At 33.2% G+C, this 20,508-nt stretch carries 17 protein-coding genes; 11 read left to right on the forward strand and 6 right to left on the reverse strand.

From position 1 onward, the window contains the following. Window positions 1–10 precede the first annotated feature (10 nt). The 3 genes from radA to ACWVCY_RS06135 are packed head-to-tail and all read left to right on the forward strand — an operon-like array spanning window position 11 to window position 5,374. Window positions 11–1,030, forward strand: a complete 1,020-nt coding sequence (gene radA / locus ACWVCY_RS06125; RefSeq protein WP_455141179.1) for a DNA repair and recombination protein RadA — start codon at window positions 11–13, stop codon at window positions 1,028–1,030. Then, window positions 984–3,620, forward strand: coding sequence for a hypothetical protein (locus ACWVCY_RS06130; protein WP_455141181.1), 2,637 nt, complete (start codon window positions 984–986; stop codon window positions 3,618–3,620). The genes radA and ACWVCY_RS06130 overlap by 47 nt, the downstream gene beginning before the upstream one ends. After that, on the forward strand, window positions 3,620–5,374 hold the full coding sequence (locus ACWVCY_RS06135) for a helicase C-terminal domain-containing protein (protein WP_455141183.1): 1,755 nt from the start codon (window positions 3,620–3,622) through the stop codon (window positions 5,372–5,374). Before ACWVCY_RS06130 ends, ACWVCY_RS06135 begins: the two co-directional genes overlap by 1 nt. Window positions 5,375–5,610: 236 nt before the next feature. Here the strand turns inward: ACWVCY_RS06135 and ACWVCY_RS06140 are convergent, their stop codons facing one another. Together ACWVCY_RS06140 and ACWVCY_RS06145 are read right to left on the reverse strand one after the other, a co-directional pair. Beyond that, window positions 5,611–7,224, reverse strand: a complete 1,614-nt coding sequence (locus ACWVCY_RS06140) for a hypothetical protein (RefSeq protein ID WP_455141184.1) — start codon at window positions 7,222–7,224, stop codon at window positions 5,611–5,613. Further along, complete coding sequence (locus tag ACWVCY_RS06145; protein WP_455141186.1) at window positions 7,211–7,507, reverse strand: hypothetical protein; 297 nt, start codon at window positions 7,505–7,507, stop codon at window positions 7,211–7,213. The genes ACWVCY_RS06140 and ACWVCY_RS06145 overlap by 14 nt, the downstream gene beginning before the upstream one ends. Window positions 7,508–7,618: 111 nt before the next feature. On the opposite strand from ACWVCY_RS06145, the gene ACWVCY_RS06150 reads away from it, so the two are divergent. Further along, window positions 7,619–8,140 (forward strand): hypothetical protein, encoded by a 522-nt coding sequence (locus tag ACWVCY_RS06150; RefSeq protein WP_455141188.1) that lies wholly within the window; start codon window positions 7,619–7,621, stop codon window positions 8,138–8,140. A 23-nt stretch (window positions 8,141–8,163) separates the two neighbouring features. After that, window positions 8,164–8,634 carry a hypothetical protein gene (locus ACWVCY_RS06155; protein ID WP_455141190.1) on the forward strand — a complete coding sequence of 157 codons (471 nt, stop codon included), beginning with the start codon at window positions 8,164–8,166 and terminating at the stop codon, window positions 8,632–8,634. Window positions 8,635–8,652: 18 nt separating this feature from the next. Here the strand turns inward: ACWVCY_RS06155 and ACWVCY_RS06160 are convergent, their stop codons facing one another. Together ACWVCY_RS06160 and ACWVCY_RS06165 are read right to left on the reverse strand one after the other, a co-directional pair. Continuing rightward, a complete protein-coding gene (locus ACWVCY_RS06160; RefSeq protein ID WP_455141192.1) occupies window positions 8,653–9,828 on the reverse strand; it encodes a hypothetical protein in 1,176 nt (391 codons plus the stop codon). Between the two features lie 41 nt (window positions 9,829–9,869). Beyond that, the gene (locus ACWVCY_RS06165) at window positions 9,870–12,617 is read right to left on the reverse strand and encodes a DEAD/DEAH box helicase (protein ID WP_455141193.1); all 2,748 of its coding nucleotides are present in this window, start codon (window positions 12,615–12,617) and stop codon (window positions 9,870–9,872) included. 171 nt (window positions 12,618–12,788) lie between these two features. On the opposite strand from ACWVCY_RS06165, the gene ACWVCY_RS06170 reads away from it, so the two are divergent. The 3 genes from ACWVCY_RS06170 (at window position 12,789) to ACWVCY_RS06180 (ending at window position 16,456) form a co-directional block, all read left to right on the forward strand. Beyond that, window positions 12,789–14,216, forward strand: a complete 1,428-nt coding sequence (locus ACWVCY_RS06170; RefSeq protein WP_455141195.1) for a hypothetical protein — start codon at window positions 12,789–12,791, stop codon at window positions 14,214–14,216. A gap of 29 nt (window positions 14,217–14,245) precedes the next feature. After that, entirely contained in the window at window positions 14,246–15,718 is a 1,473-nt protein-coding gene (locus tag ACWVCY_RS06175; protein ID WP_455141197.1) for an acyl-CoA reductase, read from the forward strand. 87 nt (window positions 15,719–15,805) lie between these two features. Then, the gene (locus tag ACWVCY_RS06180) at window positions 15,806–16,456 is read left to right on the forward strand and encodes a HEAT repeat domain-containing protein (RefSeq protein ID WP_455141198.1); all 651 of its coding nucleotides are present in this window, start codon (window positions 15,806–15,808) and stop codon (window positions 16,454–16,456) included. 13 nt (window positions 16,457–16,469) lie between these two features. On the opposite strand, the gene ACWVCY_RS06185 is transcribed toward ACWVCY_RS06180, so the two are convergent. After that, entirely contained in the window at window positions 16,470–17,435 is a 966-nt protein-coding gene (locus tag ACWVCY_RS06185; protein WP_455141200.1) for an AsnC family transcriptional regulator, read from the reverse strand. 456 nt (window positions 17,436–17,891) lie between these two features. Here ACWVCY_RS06185 and ACWVCY_RS06190 point away from each other — a divergent pair, with 456 nt between their 5' ends. The 3 genes from ACWVCY_RS06190 (at window position 17,892) to ACWVCY_RS06200 (ending at window position 19,805) form a co-directional block, all read left to right on the forward strand. Beyond that, complete coding sequence (locus ACWVCY_RS06190) at window positions 17,892–18,149, forward strand: MarR family transcriptional regulator (protein ID WP_455141202.1); 258 nt, start codon at window positions 17,892–17,894, stop codon at window positions 18,147–18,149. A gap of 202 nt (window positions 18,150–18,351) precedes the next feature. Then, the gene (locus ACWVCY_RS06195) at window positions 18,352–18,957 is read left to right on the forward strand and encodes a winged helix-turn-helix domain-containing protein (protein ID WP_455141204.1); all 606 of its coding nucleotides are present in this window, start codon (window positions 18,352–18,354) and stop codon (window positions 18,955–18,957) included. A 50-nt stretch (window positions 18,958–19,007) separates the two neighbouring features. After that, window positions 19,008–19,805 (forward strand): MinD/ParA family ATP-binding protein, encoded by a 798-nt coding sequence (locus ACWVCY_RS06200; protein WP_455141206.1) that lies wholly within the window; start codon window positions 19,008–19,010, stop codon window positions 19,803–19,805. 27 nt (window positions 19,806–19,832) lie between these two features. Here ACWVCY_RS06200 and ACWVCY_RS06205 read toward each other — a convergent pair whose 3' ends face one another. After that, a complete protein-coding gene (locus ACWVCY_RS06205; protein WP_455141208.1) occupies window positions 19,833–20,507 on the reverse strand; it encodes an ABC transporter ATP-binding protein in 675 nt (224 codons plus the stop codon). Between the last annotated feature and the right edge of the window lies 1 nt (window position 20,508).

The following is a 20,508-nucleotide window of genomic DNA, read 5'->3' on the forward strand; positions in this document are numbered from 1 at the left end:
GTGGAAAAAAATGGCAAAAGCACAGACAATAATAGATGAAGAAGTCTTAGATGAAATTGAAGAACCAAAGAAAAGGAAAAAGACTAAAGAAGTAACGAATGAGACATTAACTTTCTTAGAATCTCTAAATGGAATTGGACCAACAACTCGAAAGCGTCTTGAAGATGCAGGTTTTGGATCCAAAGAATCGATCGCACTAGCTACTAGAGCGCAATTGACTGAGATTTCGGGGATTGCAGAGAAAACTGCAACTTTACTAATTCGAGAAGCTCGTGCTCAATTTGATCTTGGTCTAAAGAAAGGAATTAGTTATCAAGAAGCAGCAAAAAAACGAATCAAATTACATTCGGGTTCATCTGTGTTTGATGAATTGTTAGGCGGAGGATTTGAGTCTGGATCTATAACAGAATTAGCAGGGGAAAATGGTTGTGGAAAGACTCAAATTGTTCATCAGTTAGCAGTCAATTGCATTAATCAACTCAAAAAAGATGTAGTATGGATAGATACAGAAGGAACATTCCGTTTTAATCGTATTAAAGAGATGGCAGAGGATTTGGGACTAGATCATGAACATGTTTTAGAACGAATAACGATTGGACGAGCATATAATTCTGAACATCAAATGGCGCTTACTGAAGAAGCCATTACTATGACCCCGAATATTGGTTTGGTAATTGTAGACAGTTTAATGTCAAACTTCAGGAATGAATTCGCTGGAAGAGGAACATTAGCAGAACGTCAACAATTAATTGGGAAACACCTCGCATTTATCACAAAACAAGCTGAAATAATGAACTTTGTAGCTGTTGTTACTAATCAAGTTGCAGCTAAACCGGATGCTATGTTCTTTGGTGACCCCAATAGACCTGTCGGAGGCAATGTTGTTGGTCATACAGTTACAACAAGGATAATGATCCGTAAAGGGAAGGGGGAAAAGCGAACAGCAACTTTAACTAAAAATCCTGAATTACCAGATGGGAAAATTGAATTCGCAGTCATTGCTGAAGGCATCAGAGATTATAAAGGATAATTTGGAATGTGGAATGCGATCTATACAACTAGTAACAAAGATTTTAGAGGATAACTCTACCCTTTTACAAGTTGAAGTTCCTGATTCAATTGAGAAGTCTTTTATAGCTCCACAAGCTAATTTAATTTCTATTATTGCCATCCAACCCTCTGTTGACTTTAATGACGCATCAAATCATCTACTCTATATATCGAGTCTTTCAGGGGTAGAAGTAATTCGACAAGTCTTTCCTATCTTAACAAAAAAACAGAAAGAAAATGGATTGAATGGATTAATGTTACTAGTAAAGATAAAAAAACCATTTACCATTCATTCAGATAAAGCACTTCATTATTTTATAAAAGAAGCCCGCAAAGACTTCCTACGCAATAGATCTACCACATTTTCACTCTTAGAAGCATCAGGTTACAAAGCTACTCTCATAACAGGAAAAAATTTGATAGAGGTTCACTATCATGGGAAAAGAATAGCTAAAGGGGTAACAGTATTTCAAGGACATAAAGGATTTCATTCGAAATTGATTGAACCCTTTCTAAAATTGGATCGTGTGCCCTCACGGTTTATTCAAGATTATCCAGTTCAGGATCTTCCAGTTCATCATGCCATTGGAACAAGAATCGATAATGATACTATCCCCGTGGGCTTTCCAAGATTATCAAGAGGTTCAATTTTGATAAATGGTTCTTCAAATACCGAGTTAATCCTTGTTCTTCAACAATTAATCTTTTCATTATCTCAGGATCGTTTATTAGGTCAAATTTTTGTCATTGACACTAAGAATGAACTTAATGGATTGATTAACCATATTCAAGGTACACCAAACAAACCAAAACGATTACAGATTTTTAGTTTAGGTACAAATTTTTATTTGAATTTATGTGACGTAATTATTCCTATAGGACCCCATGAAAAGATTTCACAAGATAAAGCTGTTGGAAAAGCATGGAAAGCTCACTTGATATCGCAATTTATTCTCTCTTCATTAGATACATCCGAGTACTTAATTTCTCGATACTCTGTACCGCTTGAATCTCAAATCCGTAAATCAGCAAACCAAACAACTTTTACACTCAATGAAGTAAAACTTTCATTTACCAATGATAGTAATAATGAAGCAACAGAAACCATTTATACTGATATGATGTCAATTGAGGCTTTAGAGGGGATATTAGAACAATTTAGATCCTTTAAAGAGATTAATTATAGTTTTTTTAAAGATCACTACCAAAAAAAATTAACTACCTCAAAAACAATCTCGTTTTTCCAATTTGGTAGTCAACCTCAGTTAATAAAAAGAGCTACTATTTTTTTCTTACTAGATTTCCTATCAAAGACATTAGAAAACTCATGTATTGTATTAACTCACGCAGATGAATTTCTGAGTCGTCGAACATCCTATCAGCGATCACGTGAGATAGTAACATCTAACTTAATGAGAGCATGTGAAGAGATTATTTCAAAAAATATTTTGTTAATCTCGAGTTCAAGTCTCCAATCAATTAGCAGTTCCTTGGACTCATTTGAGGAGATAAATAATTTAGTCTACTTACGAATGATAAATTCACAAGATCGAGAAATGCTTATGAAAAATCATCAGTTTCTCTTCAGGACATCAACATCCATAAACACTCAACAACAATGGCTAGGGGTTATGGAAGGGGAAGGATTATTATTTCGGTTCGATGCTCCTCAAAATAACGCGTATCATTTTAAGTTACAAAGTGATATTCCTATTAACACATCACCATTTAAAATTAATCCAATTAAGCCCTGGGGATCATCAACGCTTGGTCTGCCTTCAACAAAATTCGAAAGTCTAATGAATTTATTAAATGCATTAATTCAAAGTCCGATGCCTCAAAGCCAAGTATTGAACTATCTAGGAAATTTAGGGGATCCCGAAGATGTATTAAAAACCTTTCAGGATAATGGTCTCTTTTCACGTAATTATCAAACTGGAAATCAGTTCCTTGCTATCTCAAATTATGGTCATGATTATTACAATGAACAATTAACTAAAATTGCAGAACTTCCTCCTCCTTTATCACAGAATGACATCCTTTCAGTTTCGCAAATGTTTAAACAGTTAGAAAATGAATATAATTTTCTGGAATCAGCTGCTAAAACAGAGAAGACATTGTTTAAACTTAAAGAACTAAATATAAAGGTAAAAAACCTTATTGGGAGTACCCTAAACTACTTAAGATGCCTTAAACAGCAAGCAATTCCATGGAGAAGCTTTGCAGATTACACTGACTTATGTACAATTACTGGGATTGAATATATGGACTTTCAGAGTCTTTTTGAGTTAGCAAACACCATTCTCAATAATCTGATGGTACAAATTGACAGAGAAAGGAAAAAGCTCACGGAAATAGAAATTAAAGAATCTCTAAGAACCTCTTCTCTTCAATTTCCAATGAGAAGCTTAGCAGATCATCTACCTTCAAATGAATTTATACATCTAAAAAATATCTCCAAAGAATTGAATTTGCCTGAGTACCCTACAACCGGTATTCTAGATATTTTCTATGAATTACATTTACAAAATCGATCATTATTTGATGAAGTAGAGAAGAAGGGATATTAATGGTATTAAAAGAGAGTATTTTACCCCCTTCTCTCCAATTGTTTCCTTATCAATCATTAAGAAATTACCAATCACAATTCCTTCGATTTGTAGAAAACAATCAAAAAGTAATAATTCATGCACCAGTGGGATTTGGAAAGACTATTATGGCTTTAATTTCAAGTCTTCCCCTAGTGAAGCAAGAAAATTATCAATTAATCATATTTGTCAGAACAAAAGCCCAGGTCTTTCGTGTTTTCTTAAATGAGATTTATAAAATTGCCAATTCACGGAAATATGGTTATTTAACTGCAGTTCCTCTAATCTTAAAATCGGATCTATGCCTAAAAATTGAAGAAATTCCTCAATTCCATAAAGGGATCTGTTCATCCATTCGTTGTCCACATCTTGAGCAAGCACGTTCAATTCCTGAAGAAGATTTACCAACAATAGTTGAACAAGTGACTATAACATCCCATGAAAATGATAAAATTTCTATTGAAACTTTTCAAAATGCTTTTCGTGAATTTGGTTGTCCTTATTATGTGATTAAAAGATGTATTCCTTATGCAAATATTATTGTAACTACTCAGACTTATATCCGATCTAAAAACCTTCAACCAATGTTTTCTGAGTTGTTAAATAAAAGTACATTCTCTGCTAAAATAGCAATTATAGATGAGGGTCATAATTTTTCTGCTGATATTGAAGCTGAAATTTCACTAAGTGATCTTCAACGAGCTTCTTCAATTATACCACTGAAGATTTTCGATACTCTTCAAGATCTAATATATTTTCATAAAGGAATGGTTGAAAGACCATTCGGATTGTCTGTTGCAGCAATCGATGCTTTTCTTGACCATGAAAAAAAAATAACTCTAATAGAAAAGACCCAACTATTAAAAATAAAAGATTTTATCCAATCTCGAGGAGATATATGGATTTCTGAAGAATCCAAGATAATACAATTAAACCCTTTTCCCCAATCAGTATTTGAGTTTATTAACCCTTTTTTCCAACGAATAATCCTTATGTCAGGGACCTTCCAACCAATCAAATCCTATAAACTATTATATGGAATCAATCATTATGCAAATTTATCTATTCCCTCTGATTTTCAATTTAGTTTTAATAGCATAATGTACAACAGACGATTCACCTCAAGATTTACTCAACGTTCCGCTAAAACATACGAAAATATGGTAAATGTTATTCAAAGGCTACATGAATCAAATCCATTTCATACAATAGTGTTTACAACCTCACATGAATTCAAACATAAATTAATTACTCATCTTCAACTCCCTAATTATTATGTAGAAAAGATTGATTCACCACCCCATTTCTTAGATGAACTATCAGATAAAAAACACGAATTAATACTTGGAGTGCTTGGCGGACGCTTATCTGAAGGAGTAGAAATTCTGAATCACGACAATCGAAGTCTATTAACTTTAATTATCATAGCAGGGATGCCCTATCCACGTCCTGATGCTACAAATAAATTACTACGTAACCTTTATACAAGAAAATGGGGAATTAAAATGGCGCAACACATTACTACACTACCATTGACACGGACTATATCACAAGCAATTGGTCGAGGGATCCGTTCTGAATCAGATTTTGCTGCTAGTTTAATTCTTGATTATAGAGCAATTCGTCTCCGTCCTATGCTCCCACCAACTAAGATTTTCAAAGATCTTTCTTCCTTGTACAATGCCTATGATCTTTTTTATGCTAAAATGCGCAAAATTTTCTCACTAAAGGATTAATATTAATTAATGTTTTAATAATATCTTAAGAACTGGAAGAATTTCATCTATTGTCATGATAGGAATACTGCAAAGATTGAATTTCCCAATAAGATTAAATAGAGTATATCGGACATCTAAACTATAATCTTTTAATACGCTTGGAATATATAAGACCTTAATCTCTTTATATTTTTCTTTTAAATCATTAAGAATATTAGAGGCTTCAGGTAATATTGAACTGATTGTTTCGGAGGTCAGAATAAGAATAAAATCTTTTTTTTGGTAATCAATCCTGGATACTTAGTCTTGTCTGATTTTACAATATTATAATTTTCTGAAAGGATATAGGGAATTTTTGATTCATATAAAATTGGTGATAATCTTAATTCTATTTGATCGGATTTTTGCTTTTTTCCCATGATTTGAGACTTTAGTCTTTTATTCAAGATTTCAGGGTCAAAATTAGATTTATTCTTATTTTGAATAGAAAAAAACCGCTTTTGTTCATTTGTTCCTTTTCCAATTAAGAAAAATCGTGGAATCTCAACATTTAATGTATTTAATGTTTCTATTGTGTTAGTTGCGACATCAAAGGCAATAATAATAAGGGAATGTGATGCTAAATAGTTATTAACAGTATTTGCTATACATATAGTTACTTTTCTTTCTGTAAAGGGTAATAAGTACCGTTTCAAATCTATTTCATTAAACGAGCTTATTGGATGTTCAACATATAGAACTCGTAATCCGATTTCTTGAAAAGTCTTCTGAAGAAATCTTGCATTGTAATAATTATGTGTTAAAACTAAAATACCCTCAGAATATTGGGAAATTAGTTTAAATAACACTTGGATCTTAGGATGGGGAATCTCCCTGTTTAAATGGATATATTCTCTCAATTTTTGAATTTTTAGATCATTTAAAAACACTGAAATCGCTTTTTGACCTAATTGATCATCTATTTGCTTTGACTTCAAACGAGATTCTAAATTATCAAAATAGTCTATAACACCTTTAAAACCCTGAGAGATTACCAAGTGTAGTAATGAATAGATTCGATAGAGATTTCCTGTTTGAATCATTATTTTTGTATTTCCTTCCCTCTTTAAACTTTCATGAATAGCTTTAATTTGTCTAATAGGGGCTTTTAAAGTAAGATTAATCCCACTATACTTAAGATGGTCTATCTCGAATTCCCTGAGCTGATTAAGCAGATCTAATATGAAAAAATACTCTTTCGGATAAGGAATGTAATAGGGGTGAATATTTACCTTTGATTCTCCAGTTTCATTCTGAAGTCTTTTTACTTCTTGTAACCCCAAAGCATTACACACTTGGAAAAGTCGCTCATAATTGTTAATTCGGGTACACCCAATAAGTCGAGATTTTGATAATTTTTTAGTTATATAACGTATAGAACTTGAACCAACACATCTTTCTGCAGACAAAATAAAGATAAGGGTAAATTTATCACAATTTTCTAGATTTTTTTCTTTTAAATCATTTTTCAATGTTTTAGGAGTTGTTAATATTATCGAATAATTTTGATAATCTTTTTTACGAGCATTTGGTAAAATTGATCCGTTCACTGCTGTAATACGATGGTCAATTAAGCCAGAAGTTTTCAATCCATTTAGGATATAATTCTGAAAATTAGGTTTTAGGATAACTAATATCTTTTGATTTTGCTTGTTTTTCTGTTTTAACATAAAAAGAGATACTAAGCTCATCATTCGTAACAAATTAGAATTTTCGCGATAAATAACTAATATATTATGGTCAAGAAGACTTGGTAAGAGTAATTGCTCTTCAAGTGAAGGAATAAATCCTAGATTATTTATCAAATTCACGCTTTCATCCATACTCATGCTTTGACTCTTCCCTGGTTTTTAACCTGTTATCAATTGGTCTATTAAGAAACTGGTGAAAGTCTTCTATTTCAGATGACTGGTCTAGATTTTTAATACAGCTTTTATGTGCACTACAGGTGATTACTTTAGCATTTCTGATGACTAAATCGGGAACCCGACGATTTAACAGAAAATAACATACGCCCCCTACTCCATAATTACCAAACTCACAAATTAAACACAATGGTGAATTAAGAAAGATTTCATCAATATATGGTTGAAGATGTAATTGATAGGTCATGAACTCTCACCTAGATTTTTTCATCTAGGTATAGAACTTCTAGTTAATATATCAAAAATCAAAATTATTATTATTTAAGCTAATTTTCCAATACTAACTTGGAGAACTTAAATGTTAACTGAAACTTATCTGATAAAAGTTCTTGACACAATTCTAAAGGAACAGGTGGAATTTCTTTCTTTTCCAGAGCTGCAGATTACCTCAAAGAACCTTGATTTAAAGAAAATTGTTGAAAAAGATCAAATCCGAATTGATCTAGCAGCATTAAATAATTTTGATGGATCTATCTATTTCTTTGAAGCAGAGACTACACTTTATAGTTTTCATCCAATATCCTATCGACATTTTTGTGACTTTTGTTATCTAGTTTGTCCAGCAGAAAGCTTTGACCTCCTTGATTCTGAATCAAAACAGCAGCAAATTAACTGGGCAGATGAAATGGGTGTAGGAATCATCACAATAACCTCAGATCGGAATGTTAACATCCGATTACGAGCGAAACGTCAAGAATTAACACCAGTGATTCGAAAAGAAGTTATAAGAATGATGGATCAACGCACTCGTATTAATTTTTCAACAATTCCTCTGTGGGAGAGAACTTTTGCCAAAAATTCTGAAGGAATGGGAGAGTAGAAAGTACGCCACGAAAAGCCAAGATGTCGGTTGGAAACACAACTGATAGAAAAAAAGCAGATTTATTCAATTCTATTGAAGATTTAATTAAAAAAGGGTATATCCAAGATGCTATCGACCATCTCGAATATCTTTATCGAACAACACCATCTATCAAACAAACTATCCTTCTGAAATTCGCAAAGCTTTATACTCAAATCGCACAACCTGAAAAAGCACTTCTATATCTTCAGAAAATAATTCCCACTTCTGATTTACAGACAAATGAATTAATATTTGAAAATTTAATCAAACTCGACAAGGAACGTCAAGCAATAATGTTTATCGCACGATCAGACCTTTCTATAAACCAAAAAACCATTCTCCTTAAAAATAATGGTCTTTTAAAAGAGCCTTCAGTCTTAATACAACCCGTAATCCTTCAATGTTTGAAATGTAATTCCTTCCTGTTCTTCTTGAACAATAAATTAACCTGTCTAACCTGTAGATGCTAGCTTCCCTCAAATACTCCATTAATAGTTCTCATTAATTATTGATTTTTCTTTTTGGATCATTTCACAGAGGTTTTCATCTTTTTTTTTGTTAATCTCTTCTATTAACCTATTAATAAAACTTTCATCAAATTTCTCATCTTTTTCATCCGATGATTTTAAATACTGAACCTTAGAAAAATCTATTACAACATTCGGTTCAGACGCAGTAGATGATTCACCTGATAGGTTAGAGGGAGCCTGTTTGGCAATAAGATCTTCAGAAAGAATTGAGGTTGTTAGAGGCAGGGGTAGGTTCCCCTCTTTCTCTAAATAAGTATTAAAATATGTATTATTATGATTTTTAATATTTTGTACTTCTTCAATTGGGATGTTTACCTCTGGATCAATCAATCCAGAATTAGCTTTCTCATTAGATTGATTTAGATCTTCTAATATGAATTCTTCCTCTGAATCAGGAAAAAGGTCAAAATTTTTTTCAATTTCAGATTTATTATCTTTAGTGTTAAAATTATCAGTTTCAGAGTCTAAAATTTTATTATTTGTGATATTGGGCTCATTTGGAATTATAATTTCATGAGGGGATTTTGGGGGAGAAGGTGGATCCTGATTATCAATTGCTAAAATACGTGAATTAAATTTGAATTCTGATAATCCTGGTTTAGATACGGCTGAAATCACTAATCCAGGGATAACTTTTAGTAGAGTTGTCTTAAAATCTTCAAGACGTTCTTTTAGGGATAGATGAAATTCACCTAATTGTCTAGGATTTTTTATTAATTGCAGATAATTCAGATTAGGAAAATCAAGTGTCAGGTTAAAAATTGTTTTAAACGCGTCCTCTGAAACTCGGAATTCAAAGTTCGTAAGATTTTTTACTACAGATAGTCGAAAATTCTGTGGTTTTGCATCTACTCGAAAATCTATTATTACTGTTGTTCGGTTCTCTTTAAAAGAATAGATTATCATAGCTCCAGGAATTTCTTCAGGATAGAAAATTTTTTCACTCATTTCAAGATTAGAAAAAGAAAAAAACTGATGTTGCTGTTTTAACTCAATCTCCTCTAATATAAGCCCTATAAAGTACGCTACACCTCCTGTTAAAAAGACAATTATAATTCCAGTTTCACTAGATAAATAAATGACTACTCCGAAGAGAAATCCAATTATTGTAGTTAATGTACTTCGACTGATCATCTCAAATAATATTGATCTTTTTCCTTATATATTCAGAAAAATCAATGTAAAGCCTGTAAAATATCATTATAATCATCCCCAATACTTGAAACACCACCTGAAACGATCTCATCTGCCAAGAGTTTTGCGCTCTGTTTATCTAATTGTGAATTATTATTACTACACCGTGGTAAGAAAACACATCGGGGACAACCTTCTTTACAAGAACAATCAAGGATAGAAATAATTCGATTAAACAATTCTTCTAAGTGTTGAAGTAGCATTGCACACACCCCTGATCCAGATCCTTGATCAAAAAGTAAAATATAACCAGAAGGTAACAATGTTAAACCTCCAATCTCTGTTAATTGTCCCCCAATAAAAGGAAGACTAGCATGAAGAAGAACATGAACCAATGTGTGCAAACCGGAAGCTAAACTGGATTGATCTTGGATATGAAGCTGTGGTACTTTAAATAATATTCCTTTAGATCGTGATGAATAAAAAAGGGGATCCTGTAGCTTTTGGACACTGGTACCAGAGGGAATTTCCAAGGTATAACCATAAACAGTCCATAATATTTTGACTTCAACATAACCAGCTTCGATTCCTAAAACGACCTGTTTCTTCAAAATAGAGAGGATCTCTGGTTTCATAGAAGAGAGGGGAAAAGTGGATCCCCAAACATTTTTTGGTTTAATTAATTCAGCACTTCCTCTTAAACCACTAAAATAAAAACTAGAAACTTTATAGCGGATTCCTCCTGCGTAATAGAATGCTCCAGGGTGTAGTTCAAACATCGCAAGTGGCATGGCTCTTCGACCAATAGTTTTTCCTCCCTTCAATCGGATAAAAACTTCATGATTTTTTCCACGAATTGAATATCTCTGAGCTTTTTCTCTACCAGCTTCTGTTGGAGTGAGCCATATCTCATCTTTCACCATTAAGTAGTTCTCTTTGACCAATCTATTCAATACAGTATAAAAAGGAGGAAATTCTAAGGGACTAATTGATATATCGCGATCTAACGCCGTACAAAGGAGCTGATGTTCTGCAACAAATGGATTTGAAGGATCGAAGTACACATCCTCAACATCAGTATAATATGTTGCTGGGTTTTCCAGATAAAATTGACTTATTGGATCATCAGCATTCAGGAGAATAATAGCAATAGCTTCTTGACCTGATCGTCCAGCACGACCAATTCGCTGCATAGCACGATTAACAGCAATTGGAGGAGTTATTACAACATTGATATCTCCAATATCTATCCCTAATTCAAGGGTTGGTGTTGCTAAAAGTACATTCAATAACCCTTCACGAAAATTATGTTCGACCTCCTCTCTCATGCTTTTTGATAATCCTGCACGGTGTATAGCAACCTTTCGATCTTTTCCTCCAAGTTTTTGATAAAGGAATTCAACCTTACGATGGCTATCTTGAAAGATTAACATCTTACCATAAGATTTGATACTATTAACTAAAGACACTAAGCTATCGGTTGTAGATATAGATGGGTAAGGAGAAAGTATCAAAAAATGCAATTTACCTCTTTTTCCATTTTCGCATTCTATTACCTTAATTGGTCTCTCAAGCAACATTGATACGAAGTTTGATGCATTTGCTACAGTAGCTGAGGAACCAATGAATTGAATTTTGGTTTGAATGACTCTTTCTAACCTTTTCAAGATAAAATACATATTGCTTCCTAAAGTTCCCGAGTAAGAATGTATTTCGTCTAGTACGACTAGTTTCACTGATGCTAATAGTTCTTGAAATCTTAAAGCGTTTTTTCCTATTCCTAAATGATAATTTAATATATCTGGGTTCGTGATCAGAATTTCAGGAGGATTAACATAAATTTTTTTTCTTTGATAATGACTAGTATCACCATCAAATACACTAACTGTTAATCCAACCTTTTCTGCGAGATCCACAATCTTTCGATGTTGATCCTTTGCAAGTGCTTTCATTGGATAGATAAGTAGCAACTGAACTCCATAACCTTTGAATCTTTTCACTTTCTCTAAAGCTGGAAGGAGAAATGCTTCTGTTTTTCCATTTCCTGTTGGTGCTACAATACAAACATCTTCACCTCGAATAATAATTTCAAATGCTTCTTTTTGAAACTTAAATAAGTGAGATATACCTTTTTCAATAAAAAATCGTTTTATCTCTGGATCTAGATCTGCCTTATCAATTGAAATCCCATTTTCTCCTGACTGTTCTGGGAAAAGACGGTAATCGACAATTTGATGTTGATTATGATTTATAATTTTTCTAATTGGGAATGGAATCTGTTCCATAGGAATATTATAGATAACAGCAAATGAATTTAAATTTAAAACTGTGGAAGGTGCAGTCTTTTTCAGTTGTAATCCATCTTGAAGTCCCAATTCTTGAACTTGTGGAATAGGCTTCAATTTTCCTGAACTTTTCAAACGTAGTTTTGTTGCTTTTTGTAATTGTGGACTTCCTCCTCCGAAAGAATAGTATTTTCTAAGACAAATTTCACCTTTCTGTATATCTTTTAACTTGAAATACAATTTACTTAATTCTTTCCAAGTTTGGCTATGAGTTCTATCAATTTCTAGAATGCGTGCATAAAATTTCTTAGCTAATCCAACCTGTTTTAATTTAATTAATAATTGAGCGCATTCACTTAGAAGATCAAGAGGTATGCTATCTACTTTGAGAAATCGTTGAACTCGTTCTAAAAAATCTCTAACATTCTTTGTTTCTTGATATTCGGTATACCATTCGTAATATTGGGTCCAATAAGGGTGCTCCTTTACTTTTAGTGTTGACATAACTACTTCAGTAGCTATTGACCTTTTAGCTTAAGTATTCAAAACCAATGTTGTTACTTTTCCAAGGGATTTTGTCTTCCCATTCTAAAAATCATTTTTTCGAATATATAAACTAAATGAGTATTATTGTCTACTGAATAGAAATATTCAAGATATAGGAGTATGAAGATTGTGATAATAAGCCAAAAAATCCTCAGAGATGAGACTTATTCTCATTTTTTGAATGATCCATCCAATTTTGTAAAGGCATCTAATGAGGACCTGTGGTCTCTCGACCCAACTATTATTATTCAAATCCAACTTGAACATCTTAAAAAACGCTTTAATTATTTTTTCTCCCGAATTCAGGCTTTAAAGATATTAGCTTCAGAACAGGGAATTTCAAAAATTGAAACATTGGAAGATATAATACCTATACTCTTTAGTCATACGGTTTATAAGTCTTATCCACTCTCTTTAATTGAAAAAAAACGATTTCATTCCCTTACTCAGTGGTTAGATAAATTGACTATCCACAACCTGTCCATAATAGATACATCAAACTGTAATACTATTGATGAATGGCTAGAACGTTTAGAACAGCAATCAGATCTACAAGTAGTTCATTCCTCCGGTACATCTGGGAAATTATCTTTTCTTCCCCGAAGTGAATCAGAAATGGAGAATTTTAAAAATGCATTTTACTTATTTGTTGAAGTTTTAACAGGGGTAGATGCTCATGTCACGAATCTTCCAGTTTTCTTTCCAAGTTATCAGAATGGTCGTCAATTAGCTCAACGTGTTCTAGGAAGATATGGCCCTTTACTTGCTGGATCTCTAGATGAATATCATACTGCATTTCCAGGTTTTATGTCTGCAGACTTCATGTCATTAGCAGGAAGGGTGCAAGCAGCTAAATCAAAAGGAGAACTTGGGAAGCTTCAAATGATTAAGGCTGTAACCTATAATAAAGGAGAATTACTGAAATTGAAAAGAAATAGATCTAAATTTCTAGATGAGTTTTTTCAAAATATGATAGAAAATTATCATGGAAAACAGGTATTTTTGATGGGTACGTTCCCTACTCTTATTGAAGCAGCATTTGAAGGTGAGAAACGAGGATTACGATCTATCTTTGCCCCCAATAGTGCTATTGTAACTGGAGGAGGCATGAAAGGAAAAAAATATCCTGAAGATTGGTACAAAAGGACATGTGCTTTTTATGGCGTAAAAGCTATTAGAGATGGATATGGGATGACTGAAACAACTGGATATATGCCAAGTTGTGAGCTTAACCATTATCATATTTATCCCTTCTTAATCCCCTTTGTATTAGATCCACAAACAGGTACATCTCTTCCTCGAATTGGTAGTCAAACTGGTCGTTTTGCCTTCTATGATCTGCTCACCGAGAGCTATTGGGGTGGTTTTATTACTGGTGATGAAGTTACCCTTAATTTCACGGATCAATGTAATTGTGGACGAAAAGGTCCTTGGCTTGAAAAAAAAATCCAACGTTATAGTGAAAAACAAAATGGCGATGATAAGATAAGTTGTGCTGGTGTCCAAGACGCTTATGATAATTTCATTGATTATCTTTTAGAATCCTTAGAGGAATAATCCACCCTATTCATCTTCTTGGTGAGTATATGCAGTTAATCTATCCCTTTAAATCTTCTGTTGAAACAATAAAATTAGATGAATCATATCAGATTCCTATTATTGCTAGAGGACGTGTAATTACAGAATATTCGCAATCTTTTGGGGGAAGATATGGAGCTACGACTTTTATCACCCCAGATTGTAAAAAATATTTACAATCAATTGTTCAATCTAATCCTTCTGCTTTAAAAGGACTTTACAATCTGTCAATTGATGAAATTCTTGATTTTTTACATGATTTTGGCCAACATTTGACTTTAGGAGAGAATGAATATTTGAATCAAGCATTTGAGCATAGTTGTGAAGCATCAGGTCTCACAGCTCCAGTTTTAAGAAATATATATGATTCTCTTTCTCTTTTCCTTAATAAAAATGTTCTTCGTGAGATGCTTGAAAAAAGAATTGGTATTCGTTATCTTGAAGAATGGGTTCCAACTGAGTTAATTGACGGACGCACTGTTTATATCAGAGCTTTTGGATCAAGGACAGTTCATATTATCGCAGGCAATGTTCCTCTTGTTGCAGTAGGAACTATTGCACGTAGCTGTGCTACTCGATGTGATACTATCATTAAACTTCCGTCTAATGACCCTTTTACAGCAATTGCACTGGTTCGTACAATGATTGACATGGAACCAAATCACCCTATCACTAAATCCATTTCAGTAGCTTATTGGAAAGGTGGAGATGTTAATTTTGAGCAGAAATTATATAGACCTGAAAATATTGAGAAAATTATTGCATGGGGGGGATTTGCTTCCATAAAGCATATTACGCGCTATTTACAGCCAGGAATTGATCTTATTACATTAGATCCAAAATTAAGTACCTCAATTATAGGTATGGAAGCTTTTTCTGATGAAAATACTCTCCGTACTGTAGCCCAGCGTGCTGCAATTGATGTTGGAGCTTTTAATCAGGAAGCTTGTGTGAATAGTAGAATAATTTACGTCCAATCAGGTACCGATCCTGAAGGTATCAAAAAATTGAATATATTGGCCGCTTACCTTTACTATTCTCTACTAAAACTTCCTAGCAATGTTTCTACCCCCAGTAAGGCGATAAATCCTGAAGTGAATGCATTAATTGATGGATTACGTCTTAATAACGATTTTTACAGAATTTTCGGTGGCGAAAATAATGAAGGATGTGTCATTGCCTCTCAGTTTGATGAACCAGTTGATTTTTCAACCAAGCTTTGTGGTCGTATTGTAAATTTAGTACCCATCGATGATTTACAAACTGCGATTAAATCAGTAAATAGTTATACACAAACTGTTGGAGTTTATCCTGAACAGCTGAAAAAGGAAATTCGTGACGATTTAATATTACACGGTGTCCAACGAATTGTTAGTTTAGGTTTTGCTACCATGGGTTCATTTGGTACTCCTCAAGATGGTATTGAACCTCTACGTCGTATATGCAAATGGATTATGGATGAATCAAGTATACCTTCTTAAATGATTTCCAGTTTTTTTCTCTGTTTGCAGTAAACAAATCCTTTTTTATATGATAATATTTTTGTATTTTAAAAGAGGTTTTATTATATGAATCAGGAGTCTCCTTCTCCTCCTTCTCTTCGCAATATCTTGAATGAAATAAACTCTTTATCAGGATATCGTCGTGCAGAAATAATAAAACAATTAGGTCAAATGGATCTTCAAATTCAAGATATACCACTAGAAATCCATACAGCTTTAGAAAAAGCGCTTTTAGATCCAATGCCCGAGGTCCGAAAGGAAACAATTATGGCTTTAACTTTTTTAGAGGGAAATATTGCCTTTCCTTTAATAGAACCGCTTTTAGAAGATCCAGAAATTTCAGTTGTAGGTACAGTGATAGCTGCTATTGGCTTTCTGAAATTTAATCCTTCTCCTGAACTTATTAATAAATTAATTGCATTCTTGAGCTCACCTAATCCAGAGATCCGAGATAGAACAGCAAGAGCCATTGGACGATTAAAGATCCAAAGCGCATCAGAGTCACTTATTAACTTAGCTAGTAATGATCCTTCTCCTGTAGTCCGTGCAGGAGCATTAGTTGGTCTTGGAATGCTTGGGAAGAATAGTGATCCAAGCGATCAAACACTATACTATAAACTTCTTCAATTGTTAGAATCTGAGACTTCACATCTAGTTATATCAGCAATTAAAGAGACTTTGACCATTATTAAGAATCCATTGGACACTGATCGCTAATAGAACGTCTAAATTAGCTAAGTTCAACCCATTGCTCTGGAGAAAACCATCCATGGGTTCTCTTTTCTTCAAGTATTTCATCACGAAAATCAGGGAAAAAATAGGTTACACCTCCCATTATACTCTCAATACTCTTTAACCCTGCTAGATCAGACAGGAAATTATGGACTTTGTCAATTTCTGAATAAGAGGAACACAAGAAGCCAATAATTAACACCTGATAATCTATTACTCTCCATGATTTCCAAAAGCTTCCTTTAAACTTTTCTCTAAGTTCCCATTCAAGCTCTTCTTGTAAAAGCTGAGTTAATAGGTCTAAAGTCAAACAAAAAACTGTAAATGATTCTTTTTTGGATTGTGCAGGATTGATGTAAATAGTTTCGTCGATTAATCCAGCCTGTCGAAGGAAATATAATCTATCAGCGATGACTTCAACATCAATTTTAGTTCTAATTGAAAGTTCTTGAATGGAAAGACGCCCTTGTTCTCTGAGATGTGATAAAATAAGCCAATCCACCTTCTCAAAGACATGTGTACCACGCATTTCAGGATAAGGATGAATAGCTGAGGGGGATCGTTGCAACCGAAAGATCCGTAGATCAATGAAATTTTTGTGAAATTGGCCAAAATGGTTCAGTAGGTCAGAAAGATCATCTTCATTGCGGTAATGGATCATAGCAAAACCTTCAGTATGATCTTTTGACATTGAAATATATTCTACACACGATTGAACTCCGAGAAGGGTCACTCTTTCAGTCACAAGAGGGATATTTGACCTGAAAAATAGGAAAGCATCATTTCCGAATATTAAAGGAGAAGGGACAACAGTAAACTTCAAAATTAATCGATCATTAACCATCTGTCTGATACGAGATCCCACTTCATTAGTTGATATTTTAAGTTTCGTTGCTAAATCAGTAAAAGAAATTCTACAGTTCTTTGACAGCTCGAATATCAAAGTTCGGTCAATTATGTCCATGATTTCACCTATCTGTTAAAATCTGTTAAAATTCTTCAATTATTATTATTCCTTCCATTCCTTCATAAATAAAACATTTGAATAATTGTATTATATTATTTAAATTCTATCGAATTTGTATTACTTATCAGACTTCAAAAGGTTTTTCTGATTAGTAACAAAACAACTAATTTTATTGTAATTAAATCTTTTTTAATATAAGTTCAGACTTTAATATGAATATTTATTTGTTGACGATCATATTGATATGTTTGTAGTTAATCATCTAGGATATTTTTTCTAGGTACTCTTATTTAATAATTGCAGTAGGGATAACATTTTTATACTTGTTGATTGTTGATTGTTGATGATCATCAACAAATATTTTATCTCAACTAGATGGCTAATATGCCTCAATGAGAATAGATGAGTATTATCTACCTTAAAAGAGAGAAAAATAACCCTTAAGTGATTAAAATGGCAATTACTGAACAAAGTAATCAAATCGGAACTGAAGAATTCGAGCATGTAGTAAATCATCTTCCTAAATCAGCCCGTGAGATCTTTCGCGTTTTGAAACAAAATGGTGCCCTGAAACCGCAAGAAATCGGGTCATATACCACACTTTCACATCGGACGATCCGATATGCTTTAAAAATTTTGGTAGATCATGAATATATTCAAAGAGTTCCTGATCTACACGATTTACGCTCTCACTTCTACACTATAAACTAGGAAAATTGAAATTATTCCTCCTTTAAGATATATTTTCAAAACAAGGCTATCAGATACTTCATGGGATTTGATTGATCTCTGGTTTATATGAAACTATTGATCAATAAGAACAGAGAATTCACCTTTAATCTAATATAATATCAATTTACTATTCAAAAAAGTAATAAGTCAGTGTCTCTATCAGATTATGTAGGGTTTATGCATGAATACTTCAGGAGATCCTCGCTCTAGTAACAAAAAACCAATTAAAAATTCTCCTGAAATCGATTCTGGAACAACAAACAAAGATAATATTGATCAAATTTTTACTGATGTTGTTACAGAAATTCAAAAAACGAATGAGAACCTTCAACTCATGATAAGGGGTCTTCACTCTGAGATTAAAGAACTAAAAGATGAAATTGAGTCAATTAGTAAGACAGTAGATGATTATATCCAGAAAGATATTAAAAGAAGTATAGATTCTCGCATTAAAGATATTTCTACCGGCCTAGATCTTCTTACAAACATTCCTACACATCTTCGAAGAACATTTGAAATGATATATACACAAGGAGGAAAGAAAGGATTATCTGCCAAGGAAGTTGCTGATAGGACCCAAAAAAGCCGTTCTCTTGAGAGTGATTATTTAAACCAATTAGTTGATCTTGGTTATATATTAAAAGAAAAGGATGGAAAAAGTGTATTTTTCTTTTATGATTTTTCTGATCAAGAAGAAGATGAAAATGGAGTATCTCAATCAAATATTTTATCTGATGTCAACGGAGCAAAGACAACAGTTTCATCAGTAAAAAAAAATAATAATTAAGGTAAAATAATAAATTAAAGAAGAATAAAAATTATATAGTTGGGATTTCAATGAAGATAATAGCATTTCATTCTTATAAGGGAGGAACTGGAAAAACGCACTTAAGCGCTAATCTAGCAACTATACTAGCTCGAAAGGGTTATAAAACTGTGATATTAGATCTAGACTTTCGTGGACCAAATCTTCAGACACTATGTGCCATTGATGGTAATATAACAACAATAAATGATTTGTTATTTGATCCTGACTTAACAGGACAAGATATTCTTGTTTCTTTTGAAGATAAGTTTAAGATTCCTCTTTATGCTGCTTTTGCTTCAACAGATTTTCGAAAAATGGGCGATATCGTTAGAGCAGATAAAAAACAACGTCAACGTTCTTTAAAAAGAATTTTACGTCTTCGTGATGAGCTATCAGAAGCTGGTTTTGATTTTGCAATAATTGATACCTCTCCTGGTGTTCAAATGGAATCTATTGATGGATTAGTTATATCCGATGTTACTTGCTTAGTCCTTAAAGCTGATGATTTTGATATTACAGGAACCAAAAGCATGGTGACACAACTATATTCCTTATTGGATAGTAAAAATTACGTTGTTTTAAATAGAGTTGTAGCAGAAACCTGCCCACCTGAACATGGAGAATGGAGCCCTTCAGACCTCAAATTAGTTGAATCTTTTGAAAATAAGATCAATGAAGAAATGAGAATGAAGGTTATCACTTCAATCCCTTGTTTCTGTGAAGTGGCTCGTGAGGGGTCACGAAATATATTTAGTCAAATACATCCAGATCATCCATTCACTGCACACATTGAAAAATTAGCTGATAGAATCCTAGAAGGACTTTGATTGGGAAGATAAAAAAGGGGAAAAGAGTTAAACAAACCTCCCATTGGAAAGACGATACGTTTGATCAGCATATTTATTTAATTCTTCATTGTGGGTGACAACAAGAATCGATGTATCTCTTTTTGTAAAACTCTTGAGTAGACGCAATATGGAAGCAGCATTATCAACATCAAGATTCCCAGTGGGTTCATCGGCAAATATAATTCGAGGTTTTCCTACTAAAGCTCTTGCAATCCCAATTCGCTGTTGTTCTCCACCACTTAACTCATCTGGATAGTTATCAGCTTTATCCCATAATCCTACCTGTTTGAGAAGAGAAATTGCTCGTGTTCGGATTTCTTTTCCTTTTAGTTTCAAGGGGTACAAAGGTGATTCAATGTTTTCTAATGCAGTCAGAATACGAACTAATTCCCAATTCTGGAAGATAAACCCAACGTTTCCCTGTCTAAACCTCGAAAGTTTTTCCTCATCCCATTCTGCAATGTTTTCGTCCTCGTATAATATTTTTCCAGCTGAAGGTTTATCTAATCCTGATAGAACGTTTAAAAGTGTAGATTTGCCTGAACCAGAGGGTCCCGTAACCATAATTAATTTTCCTTTAGGAATTTTTAGATCCACATCATTTAGTGCCATAACTACTTCTCTTTTACCTCTAATATACTCTTTTGTTATTTCTTTTGCTTCAATTAACGTCTCACTCATT

The sequence above is a fragment of the Candidatus Hodarchaeum mangrovi genome (assembly GCF_975850365.1).

Bases quoted from the DNA above. Each gene is read 5' to 3' on its own strand.
- radA (WP_455141179.1), top strand. From the start codon at position 11: ATGGCAAAAGCACAGACAATAATAGATGAAGAAGTCTTAGATGAAATT.
- ACWVCY_RS06135 (WP_455141183.1), top strand. From the start codon at position 3,620: ATGGTATTAAAAGAGAGTATTTTACCCCCTTCTCTCCAATTGTTTCCT.
- ACWVCY_RS06140 (WP_455141184.1), bottom strand. From the start codon at position 7,224: ATGAGTATGGATGAAAGCGTGAATTTGATAAATAATCTAGGATTTATT.
- ACWVCY_RS06145 (WP_455141186.1), bottom strand. From the start codon at position 7,507: ATGACCTATCAATTACATCTTCAACCATATATTGATGAAATCTTTCTT.
- ACWVCY_RS06150 (WP_455141188.1), top strand. From the start codon at position 7,619: ATGTTAACTGAAACTTATCTGATAAAAGTTCTTGACACAATTCTAAAG.
- ACWVCY_RS06155 (WP_455141190.1), top strand. From the start codon at position 8,164: ATGTCGGTTGGAAACACAACTGATAGAAAAAAAGCAGATTTATTCAAT.
- ACWVCY_RS06160 (WP_455141192.1), bottom strand. From the start codon at position 9,828: ATGATCAGTCGAAGTACATTAACTACAATAATTGGATTTCTCTTCGGA.
- ACWVCY_RS06165 (WP_455141193.1), bottom strand. From the start codon at position 12,617: ATGTCAACACTAAAAGTAAAGGAGCACCCTTATTGGACCCAATATTAC.
- ACWVCY_RS06175 (WP_455141197.1), top strand. From the start codon at position 14,246: ATGCAGTTAATCTATCCCTTTAAATCTTCTGTTGAAACAATAAAATTA.
- ACWVCY_RS06180 (WP_455141198.1), top strand. From the start codon at position 15,806: ATGAATCAGGAGTCTCCTTCTCCTCCTTCTCTTCGCAATATCTTGAAT.
- ACWVCY_RS06185 (WP_455141200.1), bottom strand. From the start codon at position 17,435: ATGGACATAATTGACCGAACTTTGATATTCGAGCTGTCAAAGAACTGT.
- ACWVCY_RS06190 (WP_455141202.1), top strand. From the start codon at position 17,892: ATGGCAATTACTGAACAAAGTAATCAAATCGGAACTGAAGAATTCGAG.
- ACWVCY_RS06195 (WP_455141204.1), top strand. From the start codon at position 18,352: ATGAATACTTCAGGAGATCCTCGCTCTAGTAACAAAAAACCAATTAAA.
- ACWVCY_RS06200 (WP_455141206.1), top strand. From the start codon at position 19,008: ATGAAGATAATAGCATTTCATTCTTATAAGGGAGGAACTGGAAAAACG.
- ACWVCY_RS06205 (WP_455141208.1), bottom strand. From the start codon at position 20,507: ATGAGTGAGACGTTAATTGAAGCAAAAGAAATAACAAAAGAGTATATT.